The 18,726-nt window shown below is 43.6% G+C and carries 16 protein-coding genes; 11 read left to right on the forward strand and 5 right to left on the reverse strand.

The window, feature by feature from the left end; translation table 11 throughout:
- The first annotated feature begins 110 nt into the window (after positions 1-110).
- Both acs and ACFSJY_RS14135 read left to right on the forward strand, forming a co-directional pair.
- Entirely contained in the window at positions 111-2,009 is a 1,899-nt protein-coding gene (acs, locus tag ACFSJY_RS14130; protein WP_386035468.1) for an acetate--CoA ligase, read from the forward strand.
- Between the two features lie 123 nt (positions 2,010-2,132).
- Positions 2,133-3,203: a DcaP family trimeric outer membrane transporter gene (locus tag ACFSJY_RS14135; protein WP_386035471.1), complete on the forward strand. Its 1,071-nt coding sequence runs from the start codon at positions 2,133-2,135 to the stop codon at positions 3,201-3,203.
- Between the two features lie 205 nt (positions 3,204-3,408).
- On the opposite strand, the gene ACFSJY_RS14140 is transcribed toward ACFSJY_RS14135, so the two are convergent.
- Both ACFSJY_RS14140 and ACFSJY_RS14145 read right to left on the reverse strand, forming a co-directional pair.
- Positions 3,409-3,849, reverse strand: coding sequence for a GNAT family N-acetyltransferase (locus tag ACFSJY_RS14140; protein ID WP_386035474.1), 441 nt, complete (start codon positions 3,847-3,849; stop codon positions 3,409-3,411).
- Between the two features lie 73 nt (positions 3,850-3,922).
- Positions 3,923-6,250, reverse strand: a complete 2,328-nt coding sequence (locus ACFSJY_RS14145) for a Tex family protein (RefSeq protein ID WP_386035477.1) — start codon at positions 6,248-6,250, stop codon at positions 3,923-3,925.
- A 340-nt stretch (positions 6,251-6,590) separates the two neighbouring features.
- Here ACFSJY_RS14145 and ACFSJY_RS14150 point away from each other — a divergent pair, with 340 nt between their 5' ends.
- Genes ACFSJY_RS14150 through ACFSJY_RS14165 form a run of 4 tightly spaced genes read left to right on the forward strand, consistent with a single transcriptional unit; the run spans position 6,591 to position 9,848 of the window.
- Entirely contained in the window at positions 6,591-7,385 is a 795-nt protein-coding gene (locus ACFSJY_RS14150) for a hypothetical protein (protein WP_386035479.1), read from the forward strand.
- Positions 7,386-7,412: 27 nt separating this feature from the next.
- Entirely contained in the window at positions 7,413-8,207 is a 795-nt protein-coding gene (locus ACFSJY_RS14155; RefSeq protein ID WP_386035482.1) for a hypothetical protein, read from the forward strand.
- Positions 8,208-8,234: 27 nt separating this feature from the next.
- The gene (locus ACFSJY_RS14160) at positions 8,235-9,029 is read left to right on the forward strand and encodes a hypothetical protein (protein WP_386035485.1); all 795 of its coding nucleotides are present in this window, start codon (positions 8,235-8,237) and stop codon (positions 9,027-9,029) included.
- Between the two features lie 27 nt (positions 9,030-9,056).
- Positions 9,057-9,848 carry a hypothetical protein gene (locus ACFSJY_RS14165; RefSeq protein WP_386035488.1) on the forward strand — a complete coding sequence of 264 codons (792 nt, stop codon included), beginning with the start codon at positions 9,057-9,059 and terminating at the stop codon, positions 9,846-9,848.
- 116 nt (positions 9,849-9,964) lie between these two features.
- On the opposite strand, the gene ACFSJY_RS14170 is transcribed toward ACFSJY_RS14165, so the two are convergent.
- Complete coding sequence (locus ACFSJY_RS14170) at positions 9,965-10,678, reverse strand: DUF6445 family protein (protein WP_386035491.1); 714 nt, start codon at positions 10,676-10,678, stop codon at positions 9,965-9,967.
- A gap of 199 nt (positions 10,679-10,877) precedes the next feature.
- Here ACFSJY_RS14170 and greB point away from each other — a divergent pair, with 199 nt between their 5' ends.
- The 3 genes from greB to ACFSJY_RS14185 all read left to right on the forward strand — a co-directional run bounded on the left by greB (position 10,878) and on the right by ACFSJY_RS14185 (position 14,594).
- The gene (gene greB / locus ACFSJY_RS14175; protein ID WP_386035494.1) at positions 10,878-11,351 is read left to right on the forward strand and encodes a transcription elongation factor GreB; all 474 of its coding nucleotides are present in this window, start codon (positions 10,878-10,880) and stop codon (positions 11,349-11,351) included.
- 45 nt (positions 11,352-11,396) lie between these two features.
- Entirely contained in the window at positions 11,397-12,341 is a 945-nt protein-coding gene (locus ACFSJY_RS14180) for an alpha/beta fold hydrolase (RefSeq protein WP_386035497.1), read from the forward strand.
- A 162-nt stretch (positions 12,342-12,503) separates the two neighbouring features.
- Entirely contained in the window at positions 12,504-14,594 is a 2,091-nt protein-coding gene (locus tag ACFSJY_RS14185; protein WP_386035643.1) for a M13 family metallopeptidase, read from the forward strand.
- Between the two features lie 73 nt (positions 14,595-14,667).
- On the opposite strand, the gene ACFSJY_RS14190 is transcribed toward ACFSJY_RS14185, so the two are convergent.
- The gene (locus ACFSJY_RS14190) at positions 14,668-15,264 is read right to left on the reverse strand and encodes a C39 family peptidase (RefSeq protein WP_386035500.1); all 597 of its coding nucleotides are present in this window, start codon (positions 15,262-15,264) and stop codon (positions 14,668-14,670) included.
- A gap of 474 nt (positions 15,265-15,738) precedes the next feature.
- On the opposite strand from ACFSJY_RS14190, the gene ACFSJY_RS14195 reads away from it, so the two are divergent.
- Positions 15,739-16,557, forward strand: a complete 819-nt coding sequence (locus tag ACFSJY_RS14195) for a class I SAM-dependent methyltransferase (protein ID WP_386035503.1) — start codon at positions 15,739-15,741, stop codon at positions 16,555-16,557.
- 94 nt (positions 16,558-16,651) lie between these two features.
- On the opposite strand, the gene dbpA is transcribed toward ACFSJY_RS14195, so the two are convergent.
- The gene (gene dbpA / locus ACFSJY_RS14200; RefSeq protein WP_386035506.1) at positions 16,652-18,037 is read right to left on the reverse strand and encodes an ATP-dependent RNA helicase DbpA; all 1,386 of its coding nucleotides are present in this window, start codon (positions 18,035-18,037) and stop codon (positions 16,652-16,654) included.
- Positions 18,038-18,176: 139 nt separating this feature from the next.
- On the opposite strand from dbpA, the gene ACFSJY_RS14205 reads away from it, so the two are divergent.
- Entirely contained in the window at positions 18,177-18,650 is a 474-nt protein-coding gene (locus tag ACFSJY_RS14205; RefSeq protein ID WP_386035509.1) for a LabA-like NYN domain-containing protein, read from the forward strand.
- The last annotated feature ends 76 nt before the right edge of the window (positions 18,651-18,726 follow it).

Genomic DNA, 18,726 nt, shown 5'->3' on the forward strand with positions numbered 1-18,726 from the left:
TACTGAAATCTGTAAGTCTTAGACTTAGGTCTAATTCCCCAAAACCCATTCTGTCTCTAACGTAATGCCATTACAGCAAAACTCGCGTACGCGATGTTCGGAGACAAACAATGACTGAAGCGAAACAACCTGACATTTTCCATCCAAGCGAAGAGGTTATTGCGCAGGCAAACGTTCAAGACTACGACGCTACTTACCTACATTCAATTGAAAATCGTGAGGCTTTTTGGGCTGAACAAGCCGAAACATTAGGTTGGTATAAAAAGTGGGATTCGGTGCTAGATGAATCTGAAGCGCCATTTTACAAGTGGTATGACGGCGGTGAAATTAATATCGTCCACAACGCTATTGACCGCCATTTGGAAAATGCTAACCGCAACAAAATGGCGATTATTTGGGAAGGTGAAAACGGCCAAGTTCGCAACTTTTCCTACAATGGATTGAATCGTGAAGTATGTCAGTTTGCCAATGTACTCAAGAGCATGGGTGTGGAAAAAGGTGACATTGTTACCATCTACATGCCACAAATTCCTGAGCTTGTCTTTGCAATGCTGGCCTGTGCCAAAATTGGCGCTATTCATTCCGTGGTTTACGGTGGCTTCAGTACCGAAGCTTTAGCCTCTCGTATTGATGACGCGCAGTCACGCGTGCTGATCACAGCTGACGGCGGCTGGCGACGCGGAAAAGCGGTCGATTTAAAATCTATCGCCAACGACGCCATGATGCGCTCACCTAGTATTGAGGTATGTATCTGCGTTAAGAACAACGAGCTTGATGTTGAAATGGAACCTGCACGTGATTTTTGGTTACACGACCTAAAGGCACTACCTATCGCAAGCAGCAAATGTGAAACGGAACGCACGAGCTCCGAAGATCCGCTCTTCATTCTGTACACCTCAGGCACCACGGGTAAGCCAAAAGGCATGGTACATACTCACGGTGGTTATTCCGTGTATACCTCTACCACGCATCGCATGGCATTTGACATTAAACCGCAAGACCGTTGGTGGTGTGCTGCCGATCCAGGTTGGATTACAGGCCATAGTTATATCGTCTACGGACCTCTTATCAATGGTGCCACTATCATGTTGTATGAGGGTGCGCCTAACTACCCGTATCCAAACCGTTGGTGGCAAATCATTGAGAATTACGGCATCAACATTCTCTACACCTCGCCAACGGCAATTCGCGGCTTAATGCGTTTTGGTGATCGCTGGCCGCAAAAACATGATTTATCAAGCTTACGCTTATTAGGCAGTGTCGGTGAGCCGATCAACCCTGAAGCATGGCGCTGGTATCACCATGTAATTGGCCAAGATAAATGTCCGATCATCGATACTTGGTGGCAAACCGAAACCGGCGGTTTCATGATTTGCCCACTGCCCATTACGCCATTAAAACCCGGCTCTGCGACAAAACCTTTCTTCGGTAACGAAATGGCAATTGTCGATGATGACGGTAACGAGGTTGCGGCCAATGAAGAAGGCAAGTTAATTGTTAAAAATCCTTGGCCTGGTATGGCTCGCACGGTATTCAAAGACCCGCAGCGTTATCAAGATCTTTACTGGTCACAAGACGACAATGGCGACTGGCGCTACCTAGCAGGCGACAGCGCTAAGAAAGATGAAGACGGCTACATCTGGGTGATCGGCCGTATGGATGAAGTGCTTAAAGTTAGTGGTTATCGTTTGGGTACCGCTGAAATTGAAAGTGCATTAGTCAGTCATGCGCAAGTGAGCGAAGCTGCCGCAGTTGGCTTACCGCACGAGCTAAAAGGTAACGCCATCCACACCTACGTTATTTTGAAACAAGGTGTCTCGCCATCAAAAGAACTTCAGCAAGAGCTTAAGGCGCATGTGGGCAATGAAATGGGCAAAATTGCCACGCCGGAAAGTGTTGAATTCGTCGATGCACTGCCTAAAACACGTTCTGGAAAAATCATGCGTCGAGTCCTAAAAGCACGTGCACTAGGGCAAGACGAAGGTGATTTAAGCACATTAGAAGAATAACCAAAAACAAGGGCAGGCAACTGCCCACCATGAAAAATACAAAACTATTACTACAAGCGCCATTAGCCAGAAGATGCAGTCACAACAATAAAGATCTCAGCGCTAATACATCGGGAGAGCATAATGAAGATTACAAAACGCTTTACATTCTCATGTCTAGCATCTGCTGTTTTATTGGCAAGCACCGCAGCAAACGCTGCATATACCATTCAACTCACTGAAGAAGACTCAATTACCTTCGGGGGTTTCATCAAAGTTGATTATCGTCACGTAGACGGTAACGTTGGCTACAAAGATTTTTGGATTGGCGGCGGTACTGTGCTGCCTGAAGACAAATCGCAAACCAAATTCTTTGCCAATGAATCGCGCATCAACATGAAATTTGTTCATGGTGAAGTGACGGGTTTTGTTGAAATGGATTTTTACGGCGGTGGCGGTAATGAAGTCATTTCTAATTCATCACACCCTCGCTTGCGACATGCCTTTATTAAGTACAGTGACTTCACCTTCGGTCAAACTTGGACAACGTTCATGAATACCAGCGCACTGGCTGAGACTGCTGATTTTGCTGGTCCAATGGTAGGTGAAGCGTTCGTTCGTAATACCATGGTACGTTATAAAATGGGCGGCTTAGAACTTGCGTTAGAAAACCCTGAGTCTTGGGGTAATGACAGCATAGATGATTCTCCAGATGCCGACTCTGCCAGTGATGAAGTGCCAGATATGGTGGCAAAATACACCTTTAGTGGTGACTGGGGTAATGTGTCAGTATCGGGTTTAGTGCGTCAATTAAACTTCGACAATGGCGACGATGAAACCGCTGTAGGCGCTTCAATAGCGGGTCGCATAAAAACCTTTGGTAAAGATGATTTCCGTTTCCAAATTCATGCCGGCGAAATTGGCCGTTATGTTGGTGTAACGGCGGCACCGGACGTATTCAATGGTGAAGTAGAGGAAAGCACCGCATTCATGGCAGCTTACCGCCACTTCTGGACCGAAGACACGCGCAGCTCAGTTTTCTATGGTTACATCGAAACGGAAGAGTCTGACAGAGAGCGCACGCACTGGGGCGTGAATGTATTTAAAAACTACACGCCGAAACTATCGTTTGGTGTTGAAGTTGGTCAATTTGAAATGAAAGATGCGGATGCCGACTCTATGTATGCACAAGTATCGGCTAAATACGTATTGTAGCCATCGCCTCTTGAAACAGTTAAGTCATAGCGAATAGAGGAAAAGCAATTTTGTCGCGGCGCTTTATAGCAAAGTTTGGCTCCCCTAAACGTGCGATAAAGCAATAAAGCGTGAATAGCTTTTATTTTATCTTGACTCACCAGTCATAAGTTAGCCTCCACCTTGAGGCACCTTTGGGGAAGCACTTTGCTTCCCCTTTTTTATTCTACGTTAACGACTTTCTGCGGGTATACACGTCAGCATCTCGAATTTGCATCAGGCTTTTAGCTTCTTCTCCGTCAACAGGCTTGTAGCCAAACTGTTCATACAACCCATGAGCGTCAAACGTTGCCAGCATTATACGGCGTAACCCTTGTAGCTCGGGGTATTCATGAATCGCTGTCATCAACTTTTTACTTAGCCCTTCCCCACGGTGTGTTTCTAAAATGAACACATCAGCAAGATACGCAAATGTCGCGTAGTCTGTGATCATACGGGCGAAGCCCACTTGATTACCCTTCTCGTCCAGCACGGCAAAACACAGTGAGTGGTCGAATGCCTTCTTCATGGTGTCGACTGGTATACCTTTTGCCCAGTAACTCTGACTAATAAAGCCATATATCACGTCAAAGTTCATCAAAGCTTTATCAGTAGTTACACGGTACATGGCTTTACTTCCCTATCTTTTACGTAAACGAAAATCTCTGCAAAACTGCTGTTTATACAGTATTTGAGAGGCGCTAGTCTTTCTTCAATTTGGCAAAAGCATCAGCAAACGCATTACCCATTGCAGCGTTTGCCGGCGAACGGTCTTTCTTAGGTTTTGATGCATGTTGTGGCTTCGATGACTTAGCCTGTGGTTTATTTGATTGCTTCTGCCCGCCTTTTTGCGGCTTGGCGGTATCATCCAAACGCATCGTTAAATTAATGCGCTTGCGCTGAACATCGCATTCAAGCACTTTCACCTTAACCACATCACCCGCCTTAACCACTTCTCGTGGATCGCTAACAAACTTATTTGTCAGCGCTGAAATATGGACCAGGCCGTCTTGATGCACGCCAATATCAACAAAGGCACCAAAGTTAGCCACATTCGAGACTACGCCCTCTAAAATCATGCCTTCTTCAAGGTCAGCAAGAGTATTCACCCCTTCTTTGAAGGTCGCAGTTTTAAATTCTGGCCGCGGATCACGGCCTGGCTTTTTCAGCTCACTGATAATATCGTCAAACGTTAATGCACCAACACCCAGCGCCTCACTATCTAAACCAGACGCTTTATTGAGTAACGCGTCATTGGCGATCAGCGCCGTCATTTCTGTTTCTAGTTGACTAACAAGCTTTTCTACCACCGGATAGCTTTCCGGATGAACCGCAGTATTGTCCAACACATTATCAGCTTCTCGAATACGCAAGAAGCCAGCTGCTTGCTCGAAGGCTTTAGGGCCTAAACGAGCAACATCCATCAATTGCTTACGCGAGGTAAATGCGCCATTAGCTTCCCGATGAAGAACAATGTTTGTCGCAAGCGTTTTCGTCAACCCGGCTACGCGAGTCAGTAAAGCGGCAGAGGCACTGTTTAGCTCAACACCAACCGCATTCACACAGTCTTCCACCACATCATCCAACGATGCAGTCAGCTGGCTTTGGTTAACGTCGTGCTGATATTGGCCTACCCCAATGGCTTTCGGGTCAATTTTCACTAGCTCTGCTAGTGGGTCTTGGAGGCGGCGCGCAATAGAAATAGCACCACGTAGCGACACATCAAGATCAGGAAACTCGTTAGCCGCCAGCTCTGATGCAGAATACACTGACGCACCGGCCTCGCTGACCATCACCTTATTCGGCTTCTCACCTTCGATCATCGCCAAAGCATCAGCCGCCATTTTGTCTGTTTCACGCGACCCCGTACCATTACCAATAGCCAGTAATTGCACTTTGTGCTGACGAATCAAATTAACGACGGTACGTACTGATTTGTCCCAGTTGTTTTGCGGTGCATGTGGGTAAATAGTGGCGGTATGAAGCAACTTGCCCGTGGCATCGACAACCGCAATTTTACAGCCAGTTCTTAGCCCAGGATCAATGCCCATGGTGACTTTAGCCCCTGCAGGTGCACTCATCAGAAGATCTTTCAGGTTTTCAGCAAACACCTTAATTGAGCTGAGTTCCGCTTGCTCGCGCAACTGACCAAAAACTTCAGTTTCAAATTGTCCAAGTAGTTTTTGCTTCCAACTTTGCTGAATAACCGTTCGCATAAAGCCAGCACCAGCTTGCTGCGTTAGGTTTTTGCCTAAGTGCTGGGTAATTATGTCAAACGCTGCACTATGACTGTTATTGTCGGTATTCGGATCAACATCTAAAGCCAATCGTAAGAAGCCCTCGTTCTTGCCACGTAGCATAGCAAGTACACGATGTGCAGGAACTTTCTTAACCGACTCACTATGCGCGAAGTAATCTTTGTATTTGCCTGCTTCCGCTTTCTTTGTTTTAACCACAGTAGAGGTGATATGAGCACGCTGACTAATATGACGACGCAGTTTCGCTAATAGCTCGGCATCCTCAGCGAAACGCTCGGCTAAAATACTTGTCACACCAGCTAGCACGGCTTCTGTATCATCAAATCCTGCTGCTTTATTAATAAACGCTTGCGCTTCTTGTGTTGGCTCAAGCTGCAGGTCTTTAAATAAGTTGTCGGCTAGTGGCTCAAGACCTGCCTCAATCGCTATTTGACCTTTCGTACGGCGCTTAGGCTTAAACGGTAGATACAAATCTTCGAGGCGCGTTTTGTTGTCGGCATCATTGATAGCTGCTTTCAAAGCAAGTGTCATTTTACCCTGCTGTTCAATATTCGTGAGTACGACTTGTCGACGCTCATTTAGCTCTCGCAAATAAGTTAATCGACTCGCTAATGTGCGCAAGTGCCCATCGTCTAGGCCTTGTGTTGCTTCTTTTCGGTAACGGGCAATAAAGGGAACAGTTGCCCCGTCATCTAACAAGGAAATTGCGGCTTCTACCTGATGCGGTTTTACGGAAAGTTCTGAGGCAATTTGCTGCGCTATCTGCTGCATAAATGCTGACCTACATGGAAAAATCAAAAGTATAATAGCGGCAAGTATACCGCTAATATTTTTGAAGTCTCGCTGTTTAGCTGATTATTCCTATTTTCGTCACATTTGTTTACCAACGGTTTTTGCTTGTGACAACATATACAGGTTAGCTAATAGATCGACTTTTTAGCTACCATGCAAATGCTGCATTCGCAACACTGTAAAATACAAATACCGATTTTGGGTTAAATCAGTCTAATTATTTAACCTAAGTAAACGAGTGAGGAACGACTCTTTTATTAGATGGCCAAAGAAGCATGTCACTATCAGTGAGCCAAGTAAAAATACGAAAGGAAGCAGAATGAGAACAGCAATAGAAGAAATAAAGTTTAGAGCAGATTTTTGTAGTACTTGTGGAAATATTGAAATTGCAGACCACCTGCTAGGCCAATCAAAAGCTTTAGGTTATAGAACTTGTGCGGGCTTCCATTTGGGTGCATATATCTACTACGCTTCGCTAAACGAAAACACCATCGCATTGGATAGCCTGTCTAAAGTAATTGAATTTGGTATGAGTGCAAAGGCACCATATGAACAGGAAAGCCTGTTAAGTCTGCTAACCGTTTATCATGGTAAAGCCTTTTTAGGGGAAGATCTCATCGCTGTATCCGAAGCGATAATGGAATATAGCGATCAATTTGAAAACGAATTCGTAAATCCATTGTATCCAATACTTGCCGCTATTACATTGGAGGAAGAATATAGCAAATTTTTGCCCAAACTTGCTGCTTGGGAAAAGAGAAAATACCCCATCACATTGCCGGGCAGTTCCAATGCGGTTGAGCAAATATGCCAAAACGATGGTGACGCTCTAACCAGTAGCATCAGCGACATGCTAGCCCTACACCACAAACAGGCCACCAATAGACATTCTAGTATACACAATCATCATGCTAGCTTTATAAGCTACACGCCATACCTTTTGCTAAATTTGGCGCGCACAAGAGGGTTGGATATTAGCGACAATGTGCAAAATAGGGTTCAAACGTTAAAACTGGGCATGAGCTCGCCTGTAGACTTCCCCGATATCCCCAAAAATCACAAAATGCCAATTGAGGTGGATTATCTCACCGGAAAAATAAAGCCTTTGAGCTAGAGAGAGTAGTTCAAGGAAGGAAGCAGAATGAGAACAGCAAAAGAAGAGATAAAATTTAGAGCAGATAATTATATTATTTGGGGAAATATTGAGCCTGCAGACCATTTGTCAGACCAGTCAAAAGCATTAAATTACAGGAGTTGTGCGGGCTTCCATTTGGGTGCATATATTTATTACGCATCGCTAAATGAAAACACCATCGCATTAGATAGCCTGTCTAAAGTAATTGAGTTTGGTATGAGTGCAAAGGCTGTATATGAACAGGAAAGCCTGTTAAGTCTGCTAACCGTTTATCATGGTAAAGCCTTTTTAGAGGAAGACCTCACAGCTGTATCCGAAGCGATTATGGAATATGGCGATCAATTTGAAAACGAATTCGTAAATCCATTGTATCCAATACTTGCCGCTATTACATTGGAGGAAGAATATAGCAAATTTTTGCCCAAACTTGCTGCTTGGGAAAAGAGAAAATACCCCATCACATTGCCGGGCAGTTCAAATGCGATTGAGCAGATATGCCAAAACGATGGTGACGCTCTAACCAGTAGCATCAGCGACATGCTAGCCCTACACCACAAACAGGCCACCAATAGACATTCTAGTATACACAATCATCATGCTAGCTTTATAAGCTACACGCCATATCTCTTGGTAAATTTGGCGCGCACAAGAGGGTTGGATATTAGCGACAATGTGCAAAATAGGGTTCAAACGTTAAAACTGGGCATGAGCTCGCCAGTAGACTTTCCCGATGTCCCCAAAAATCACAAAATGCCGATTGAAGTGGATTATCTCACCGGAAAAATAAAGCCTTTGAGCTAGAGAGACTAGATCAAGAAAGGAAGCAGAATGAGAACAGCAATAGAAGAGATAAAGTTTAGAGCAGATAATAATATTATTTGGGGAAATATTGAGCCCGCAGAACATTTGTCAGACCAATCAAAAGCTTGGAATTATAGGAGTTGTGCGGGCTTCCATTTGGGTGCATATATTTATTACGCTTCGCTAAATGAAAACACCATCGCATTAGATAGCCTGTCCAAATCAATTGAATTTGGTTTGAGTGCAACGGCTGCATACGAACAGGAAAGCCTGTTAAGTTTAGAAACCGTTTATATTGGTAAAGCTTTTTTAGGGGAAGATCTCACCGCCGTATCTGAGTCGATTATGGAAAACGCTAATCAATATAAAAATGAATCCGTAAATCCATTGTATCCGTTACTTGCCGCTATTATGCTGGGGCAGGTTCATAGCGAATTTATGCCCAAACTTGCCGCTTGTGAAAAGAAAAAGTACCCCATCACATTACCGGGCAGCTTTAACGCAATTGAGCAGATATGCCAAAATGATGGTGACGCTCTAACCAATAGCATTAGCGATATGCTAGCCCTACACCACAAAAAGGCCAACAATAGACATTCTGATATATACAATCACCATGCTAGCTTTATAAGCTACACGCCATATCTCTTGTTAAATCTGGCACGCACACGAGGATTGGATATTAGCGACAATGTGCAAAATAGGGTTCAAACGTTAAAACTGGGCATGAGCTCACCTGTAGACTTCCCCGATGTCCCCAAAAACCACAAAATGCCAATTGAAGTGGATTATCTCACCGGAAAAATAAAGCCTTTGAGCTAGAGCGAGTAGATCAAGAAAGGAAGCAGAATGAGAACAGCAAAAGAGGAAATCGAATTCTTATTGGATTTCGTGAATAGTAGCGTTGGCAGAGCACCAGGCGAACGCTTGAATGACTATAGAAAAGCATTTGCGTATCAAAATATAGCGTGGAGATACGTTAGTATCTATATTTATAAATCGCTACTTAATATTAGTGACGAAAAAGATAATGCATTGAGAAATTCTATAATCAATTCTCAAAAAGCAATAGAGATTTACCCCGAAGACAAGTTAAGTCATATACAACCTCTTTTTATCGCAAAATCTTTGCTAGGAGAAAGCTTACTTGAGCCGGCTAAACAAGTAATTGAAGCTGAACAAATCAACAAAAATGAGAACATTAGCCCCCTGATTACAATGCTTTCGAGCATTATTCTTAATGACAATCACTCTCTTTTCATGGAAATGTTAAAGACGCATGAAAAGAAAAAGCACTCAACCGTTTTGTCAGGTAGTTACGACGCTATAGTTCAATTATTAAAGCGTGATGAAGAAGGTTTTATTAAGGCATTAAATTCAATGCTACTTGCTCATCATAAAAAAGCTAACAGCCCTAGCTCAGGTATATACAGAACGTGCTATTCTTTCTTAAGCTTAGATTCATATTTAGTTTTAGCACTGTCTGAATTTTTAGGCATGAATGTGAGGTCGAAAATCTCTGAAAATATACAGACTCTCAATGTGCCTTTGAGATTTCCTACAGAATTTCCAAAACTTCCCAAAAATTACAAAATGGCACTGTCAGTTGATTACCTAACAGCGACAGCAAACTTTGCTTAAATCAGGGTTGGTGATTTAAAAGAACCTTCAAGGATGGCGATATTGTGTGCTTCGCCACCAGCAAAGTAAAAGAATACTACACCAAGCTTTGTTATAGAGTTCCCCTCGAGAGAAAACTAGACACTCCGCACCTTAAAAAACGAGTTAACTGAGGTGCGATTGTCGGGCGATTTAGGATCGAAACTCACTTGTTCTGTAATATCTGCAGAGTGCAAAACATTGCCAGGATAGAGAATAATGCGGTTCGGTTTCGCATCGACCTGAAAAGCGCGTTCAAACAAATGATTGCCCTTGCCAATATAGCCCGCATTCGGTTCTATTTCCTCATTCACACGGGCAACCATTGTTCGGATGGTTGACTCGTCTTTATGATAAAACGACATTTGCTGCGTATCGCGGTAGCGATAAAAGCTCGTGCCACCTAAGTGATTGCTCTTTAAGTAATGAACCGCAGCGTAGTTTTCTGGCCCAAGCGCGTCAAAATGCGGCATTTTTTGCATTGGGTGTAATTGCTTAGGACCTACTGTCACCTTAGACAACCAACTTTTCGCCAAAGTGTGATGTGCGAAGTGTGCCCCGTGCTGGGCTTTTTCAGCAAGTAGCTCAAGCAAAGCAGTAAGCGCACGATAATAAGGGGCTGGCATCTCGTCTCGAACACCAGGAAATAAGGTGCCATCCGCGCCCTGCTTGCCAAAATATGCGGTACTTTCAGCATATGCTGTCAGTTGGTCAAAGCCCTGCAGAAAGTCGTCAACAATAAACACCTGGTAAGGCGTATCAGCAATAGGTAAAGCAGAAAAGGAAAGCTGTGGGTTTAACTGAATTTGCATAACTAATGTCGTTCCGTGACGAGTTGCACTACTGTAGAAAAATACTGCCCGCTTGCCAAAGACTCATCTGTAATAATCTATGTGAAAGTATTCACGTTTAAAACTTGATGTAACAATTACGCTGAGCAAAGACATACAGATCGCTTGTGCACGTAGCTGTTCACTCTATAATGTGAACGTCCAGAATCACCATAACACTATGAAAAAAAGCAATTACATTACCCGCGAAGGTTACGAACGACTCGATCGCGAACTTAAGTTTCTTTGGAAAGACGAACGCCCTAAAGTCACCAAAGCAGTGTCTGAAGCTGCTGCATTAGGTGACCGGAGTGAAAACGCAGAATACATATACGGTAAGAAACGTCTACGTGAAATAGACAGGCGCGTTCGCTTTTTAAATAAACGCCTTGAAGACTTACAAATCGTTTACCCCGAAAAACAGCAAGAAGGTAAAGTTTACTTTGGTGCTTGGGTCACACTAATTGACGAAGACGATAAAGAGTATACCTATCGCCTTGTCGGTGTCGACGAGTGGGATGTAAAAAAGGGTGAGATCAGTATCGATTCTCCTGTTGCTCGAGCGCTTATTGGTAAACAGGTAGATGACGAAGTGGTAGTGAAAACACCAGAGGGCGAACGTTACTTAGAAGTTATTAAAATTTGGTATAAATAAACCTAGCCTTATTCAAATGCAATCAAAAGCCAAGGTAGTCATTCGATGTTAAAAAAAGCAGGTATATTTGTTATTGCCTTGGCAGTAATACTCTCAACAGGTTATGCCATTACGCCAAATGACACCTTGTTTGAGTGGAGCGTTGAGGCTGAACGCAAGCTTGCTGGCTTATCCATAAAACAAGTAAACATCAGCGACAGTGAAATGGTTTACTTAGAAGGTGGCAGCGGTGAACCACTTGTTTTACTACATGGCTTTGGCGCGAATAAAGATAACTGGAACCGTATCGCGCTTAGCTTAACTAAGCACTATCGGGTCATCGCGCCCGACTTACCTGGCTTTGGGGACAGTTCTAAGAATATCGACTACGACTATGATGTGCTTGCTCAAGTCGCCCGCTTGAATGAATTTATCGACACCCTTGGATTAACCCAAGTGCATATTGCAGGGAATTCCATGGGTGGCTATATCGCTGGCAACTATGCTGCGAAACATCCAGAAAAAGTAAAAAGTTTGTGGCTACTCAACCCCCTTGGCGTGGCTAGCGCCAAAGACAGCGAAATGTTCACCATGATTCGTAACGGTGAACCACCTGTGGTGTTAGCGCGCAACTTACCGGATTATGAAAAACTGATTTCGTTTGTTTTTCATAACAAGCCTTTCATGCCTGACTTTTTCGTCACAGAGCTCGCTAAGCGTGCGGAACAAAGCTACGACATTCAAGCGAAAATTTTCGATGATTTACACAACGTTGCCGGAGACAAGCTAATATTAAGCTCGCCACTTGATGAAGCCCTGATCTCGTTTAACAAGCCCACACTTATCACTTGGGGCAAGCAAGACAGAATTCTGCATGCCGACGGCGCCAATAAGCTTGCCAGCAAACTCACCAACGTAAATGTTGAATTAATGGAGAACATGGGACATTTACCTATGATTGAAGCGCCTAAAGTAACAGCGAATCAATTTTTGGTCTTTGCTCAGAAGTAAACTAATCCCTATTCCAGTTCGTAACGTGTCGACAACGACAATTGTTACAATAATGTTAAGTTATTAATTGACACACACGACTCAATTGATAGTTTTCTATAGGTACACATAACAACTAGATATTATTTGCAATAATACGCCACCAAATAGGCTCCAATCATGATGAAAAGAACACTACTCGCGTCAGCAATAGCAACGTCTCTGCTATTGGTTACTGGCTGCAACGATAAACAAGCAGAACAAAAAACCGTTGAAAAGTCTGTAGAAAAAGTCGAGCAGACCACAGCGAAAGCTGAACTTGGTTCATTTGGCGTTGACTTGTCAGCACGAAATGAAGCCATCAAACCAGGCGATGACTTCTTTATGTATGCGTCAGGCACATGGTACGACAATTACGTAATGCCAGCCGACAAAACACGCTTTGGTGCGTTCACTGCCTTGGCAGAGCGCAGTGAAAAGCAAGTTAAGGAAATTATCGACAGTTTAGCGTCGCTAGAAAATCCAAGCGCGGAAGAAAAAATGATTGCTGACTACTTCCAAGCCTACATGGATGTTGAAGCACTCAATAAAAAAGGCATTGCGCCTATTCAAGACGTGTTAGATGGCATCAACAACATCAGCAATGTTACCGACCTAACTGCAGCATTTGGTCGCGCGTGGTTAGAAGGTACATCAAGCCCTATCAGTGGTGGGATGTGGTTTAACCGTATCAATCCCGATCAGTACCAAATGTCTTTAGGCGTATCAGGTTTAGGTATGCCAGACCGTTCTTACTATTTAACTGACAGCGAACGTTTTACAGATATTCGTACAGCCTATGTTGCCCATATTGCCGAAATGCTTCAGTTTGCGGGTATTAACGCGGAAGAAGCCTCTAAAAAAGCAGACGCGATTTTGGCGCTAGAAACCAAAATAGCGAATATTCAGTGGCCACGTGAAAAACGCCGCAACCGTGATTTAACGCTTAACCAAATTGAGCGTGAAAACCTAGCAACTGAATATGCTGGTTTTGATTGGGACACCTATTTCAAGCAAACAGGCTTTGCGATTCCACACCTTAATGTGTCGCAACCGGAACCTGTTAAAAACGTAATTAAACTGGTTAACGACGAGTCTCTTGATACGTGGAAAGACTACCTGACTTACCACGCCATTACAGGCAATGCGTCGTTACTCTCAGAAGATATTTACAACGCTGATTTTGCCTTCTACGGCACTAAATTGCGTGGTCAACAAGAGCCTCGCCCTCGCTGGAAGCGCGCGGTAAGCGAAATGTCCGGTACACAATCACTCGGCTTTGCTATTGGTAAAGTGTATGTAGACCGCTACTTCCCAGAATCTTCAAAAGCGCAAATGGCAGAACTTGTCGAAAACTTGCGTGTTGCGCTGGGCCAACGCATTGATGGCTTAGATTGGATGGGTGATGAAACCAAGAAAGCAGCGCACGAAAAGCTAGCCGCTTTCAACCCGAAAATCGGTTACCCAGACGTATGGCCTGAGTTAGACGGCATCAAGGTGAGTAATAACGACCTGATGGCCAATATTCGCAATATCCGTCAGTTCTTCCGTGCAGATGCTGCATCAAAAGAATTAGAGAAAACAGACCGTAACCGCTGGGGTATGACACCGCAACGTGTGAACGCCTACTACAATTCGTCGTTCAACGAAATTGTATTCCCAGCAGCAATACTTCAACCACCGTTCTTCGATCCAAATGCTGACCCTGCCGTAAACTACGGTGCTATTGGCGCAGTCATTGGTCACGAAATGGGTCATGGCTTTGATGACCAAGGCTCGAAGTCTGACGCTAATGGCATTCAGCGTAACTGGTGGACAGATGAAGACCGCGCCGCCTTTGAGAAAAAAGCAGACGTACTTGCCGCACAGTACAGCAAATACGAACCTATCGAAGGCAACTTTGTTAACGGCCGTAACAGCTTAGGTGAAAACATTGGTGACGTAGGTGGTCTTGCTATGGCTTACCACGCATACAAGTTAAGCTTGAACGGTAAAGAAGCGCCAGTGATTGATGGTGTGACGGGCGACCAACGCTTCTTCTTAGCATGGGCACAAGTATGGAAAGAAAAACGCACCGAGCAAAGCATGTTGCAACAATTACGCGCAGGTACTCACGCGCCAGGACGTTACCGCGCACAAGCCCCTCGTAACCACGATGCATGGTACAAAGCGTTTGACGTGAAACCAGGTGACGCGCTTTACCTAGCACCGGAAGACCGCGTAAGAATTTGGTAAATATATTTATCTACTGACAGTAAAAAGCCGCTATCAATTAGCGGCTTTTGTTTACGGTATCCTGCTATTTAAATCAGTATGGAGCAAGTCCAGCTAGTGTTGCATTCCAAAACATATTCCCACTGTATGTGAATGACTGACCATATGGTACTTCAAAAGTACCAAAATACGGGTCATGTATGAACATTGTCTGTTTTTCAGAATTGTAGCCAAAGCCAACTACAACATGACCAGAAAATGAGCCTTGATAAAAAATAATAATTGGCCTTCCTGAATCAATTTCTCTTACAAACTCACTCCAAGTTAATGGTGTTGGGTAATAATAGTTGCCTATTCCTAGGGCATTGAATGAATTAACAATTTGGTTAGTACTTCCAGCTGTGACGCAATTTCCAGGAAAGTTACAACAATCTATCCCATACCAGAACTGTAATGTCTGACATTGAAGAGCTCTTCTTCCATAATACCCAGAAACCATTTCAATCACAGCAGCCCAACACCACACTTCTGTCTGCTGGCGATAATGTGAAACATTTAATGTTTTTGCTGAAGAGTCAGAGTAGTCAGGAGTAAAAGTAGTACTTTGGTTTGATGAAGAGTCTAATCCTTCATCACATGCTATTAGAATAAATAAAACAGGTATAATTAATATCAATTTGTACGTTTGCATTGTCTTGTTTCCTTTTGCAATTAGTAATGTTCCTAGAGCAACAACACAAGAACGATCTAAGTGTAGTAGAATTAATTCGGAAGTAAGCTGAACTCTCAGACAGAAAACTGGAAATGCAGAATTTAGAGTAATCTACGGTAGATATTCCATATAAAGAAACACACGATAGGATATAAATATCAATAAGATAAGGGATTACATTGCCATAACAAGATTTCTTTCGCATCACACAAACTTGAATTTTCCAATGCTTACCCTGTTTTTCATTTATGAACTTTTTTGACTCTATTGTTTACTCTTTGCAGTACTTGTACGAATAGCCACGCCAAAAACTTTAAGCAAGATATTTCCGCCACCATTCATAATGGCTTAACATCATTTGCGAAAAATGTGACCCATACTCAGCCAACTGATGTATAACAATAAGTATTATTCTGACCCCAAAATCAAACACATAAACCAAGGTAATTTAAAATGAAAAACCGAACTACACTATTACCCTTGTCGATGGCGCTTGCTTTAGCACTATCTTTTACTAGTGCGGCTGATGGGCATGGTCACAAAAGCGCTGACAATGCACATCGAAGTGAAGCAAACCAGCAACGCGACGAGTTTCGAAAGCCTCACCAAACGCTTGCGTTCTTTGGTGTAAAAGCGAGCGACAAAGTGGTTGAAATTATGCCAGGCGGCGGTTGGTATACTGAAATTCTTGCACCTATGTTGAAAGACGAAGGGCAACTAGTTGCTGCACATTTCCCTGAGGCAACGACGTCAAAATACCGTAAGCGTTCACGCGATAACTTCGAGAAAAAACTGGCCGACAACAAAGATGTATACGGCAAAGTGGTGGTTGCTGACTTTGATGCGAACGCGAGTGTAGACGCAAAAACGACAGAGGCTGATGTTGTTCTGACCTTTCGCGGCTTACACGGTTTGCAAAATGGCGGTAACCTAGCCAGTGCATTTGCCCAGTTTAACCAAATGCTTAAAAAAGGCGGCACGTTAGGCGTTGTTCAGCATCAAGCACCAGAAGGCTACGATATCGTTGAAACATCTAAAAAAGGTTACCTGCCGAAGTCTCATGTTGTGTCTGTAGCGACAGCGGCAGGGTTTGAGTTAGTTGCTGAAGGGTATTTTCATAACAACCCACTCGATCGCATAGTGGCTGATGGCGTGCAAGGCGGTGTATGGAGCTTGCCACCTAGCTTGCGTGTTGAAAACGATGCTGATAAAGAAAAGTTTAAGAAAGTAGGTGAATCAAACCGTATGACATTGCTTTTCAAAAAGCGCTAACGGTTTCCTTTTTTAAAAACCAAAGCAGTTAACATAAAAAAGCAGCGCTTAGCTGCTTTTTTATTGCCTATTTCGGCCACTTGATATCGCTGGCTTAGTTCAAACTACGTGCTCTGAAGTTTTTACCTTTCATTTTGCCATTCATGATTTTTTTCAATGCGGCTTTTGCGACTTTGCCTTCAACGGCAACATAAGCTTTCATATCAAATACTTGAATTTTGCCTACCTGATTCCCCTGAATACCGTCTTTACCAGTTAAGCCACCCACGATATCACCTGGTCTCAGCTTTTGCTTTTTACCACCGTCAATCTGAAGCGTCACCATTTTCGGTTTATTAGGGCGTTGCGATAACACGCTGTCATCTGGCATCACGTAGTTTTGAATGTCTTGCTGTTGATAAGTTTCAATATCAGCAATACGGCGCGAATCTTTGTCACAATAAATAGAACACGCTATACCTTTACCGCCAGCACGCCCTGTACGGCCAATGCGATGCACATGCACTTCTGGATCGGGCGTTATGTCAAAGTTGATCACCGCATCTAGGTCATCAATATCTAAGCCACGCGCGGCAACATCAGTGGCAACCAGAATCAATGCGCTTTTATTAACGAAACGGACAAGGGTTTCATTTCTGTCACGCTGGTCTAAATCACCGTGCAATGCCAACGCGCTAAAGCCAGCGGATTTAAGTTGGTCAGCCACTTCTTGCACCACTTTTTTGGTGTTACAGAACACCACGGTTGATTCGGGCTTATGTGCCAGTAACAAACGGGTTAATGCATCAAAACGATCTTCATTGGTATCGACATGATAAAACGCTTGTTCAATGCTGCTTTCTTGATGCACTGACTCTACTTTTACATGTTCAGGCTTACGTAGCATTTTACCCGAAATCGCTTTGATTTTTTCAGGGAAAGTAGCACTAAACAGCAAGGTTTGTCGCTCAACAGGGCATTGCGCGACAATGTTGTCGAGGGCGCTTTGAAAGCCCATTTCTAGCATGCGGTCCGCTTCATCAAGCACCAACATATTGACGTGTTGTAAGTCGAGTCGGCCTCGACTCAAGTGATCTTCAATACGACCAGGCGTACCAACAATAATATGCGCGCCATGTTCTAAAGAGCCAATTTGTGGCCCCATCGGTACACCGCCACATAATGTGAGTACCTTAATATTGTGTATAGCACGCGCTAAGTTGCGAATTTCTTTAGCGACTTGATCGGCTAATTCTCGTGTTGGGCACAGCACTAACGCTTGTATTCTGAACTTTTTAACATCGAGTTTATTCAATAAACCCAGCCCAAATGATGCCGTTTTACCGGAGCCTGTTTTACCCTGCCCAATAACGTCTTTGCCCGCCAGAATAAGCGGCAAACTTTGCGCTTGAATGTCGGTCATGGCAGTAAAACCAAGCGAATCTAGGTTTTCTAATAATGGTTTCTTTAGCGGTAAAGATGAAAAAGTCGCAGCTTGCAAAAGATTGCCCTTAAATGTTGGGAAGGAAAGACATAAGATATCGACATATTGTAACAGCTAGCAGCCAGATTAGCTGAGCTATTTGCCTTTACGCATAAGTGATTATCACTTAGTCACCCTTTTACAGGCTTCGTATCCTATGATGAAAACCGCTATTTTTGTTGATGTTCAAAATATCTATTACACAACTCGCCAGGCTTTTGGCCGACAGTTCAACTACCGCGCATTTTGGCAACAGATATCAGAAAATCACGATATTGTATTGGCTAATGCATATGCCATTCAACGCAGCGACGACCAACAACATAAATTTCAAACAGCGCTTAAACATATTGGATTTAATGTAAAACTAAAGCCATTTATACAGCGTAACGACGGTTCAGCAAAAGGTGATTGGGACGTAGGTATCACCATAGACATTATGGAAGCTGCTCAAGAGGTAGACAAAGTGATATTGCTTTCTGGCGATGGCGACTTTGAACTATTGCTCGGTCATATTCACCATAAATACGGTACAACCACCGAGGTATTCAGCGTTGAACAGCTAACGGCAAATGGCCTTATCCAAATAGCCAACAGTTTTAAGCCTATTAACCATGAGCTGCTGCTCTAGCGATTGGAATAACAGGCCTGCTTATAAATTGAGCTTTTTAGGACAACCTTGCGTAGTAATTTAGGTATAACCTGTT

It is taken from the genome of Thalassotalea euphylliae (genome assembly GCF_042682785.1).
Taxonomy (GTDB): domain Bacteria; phylum Pseudomonadota; class Gammaproteobacteria; order Enterobacterales; family Alteromonadaceae; genus Thalassotalea_F; species Thalassotalea_F euphylliae.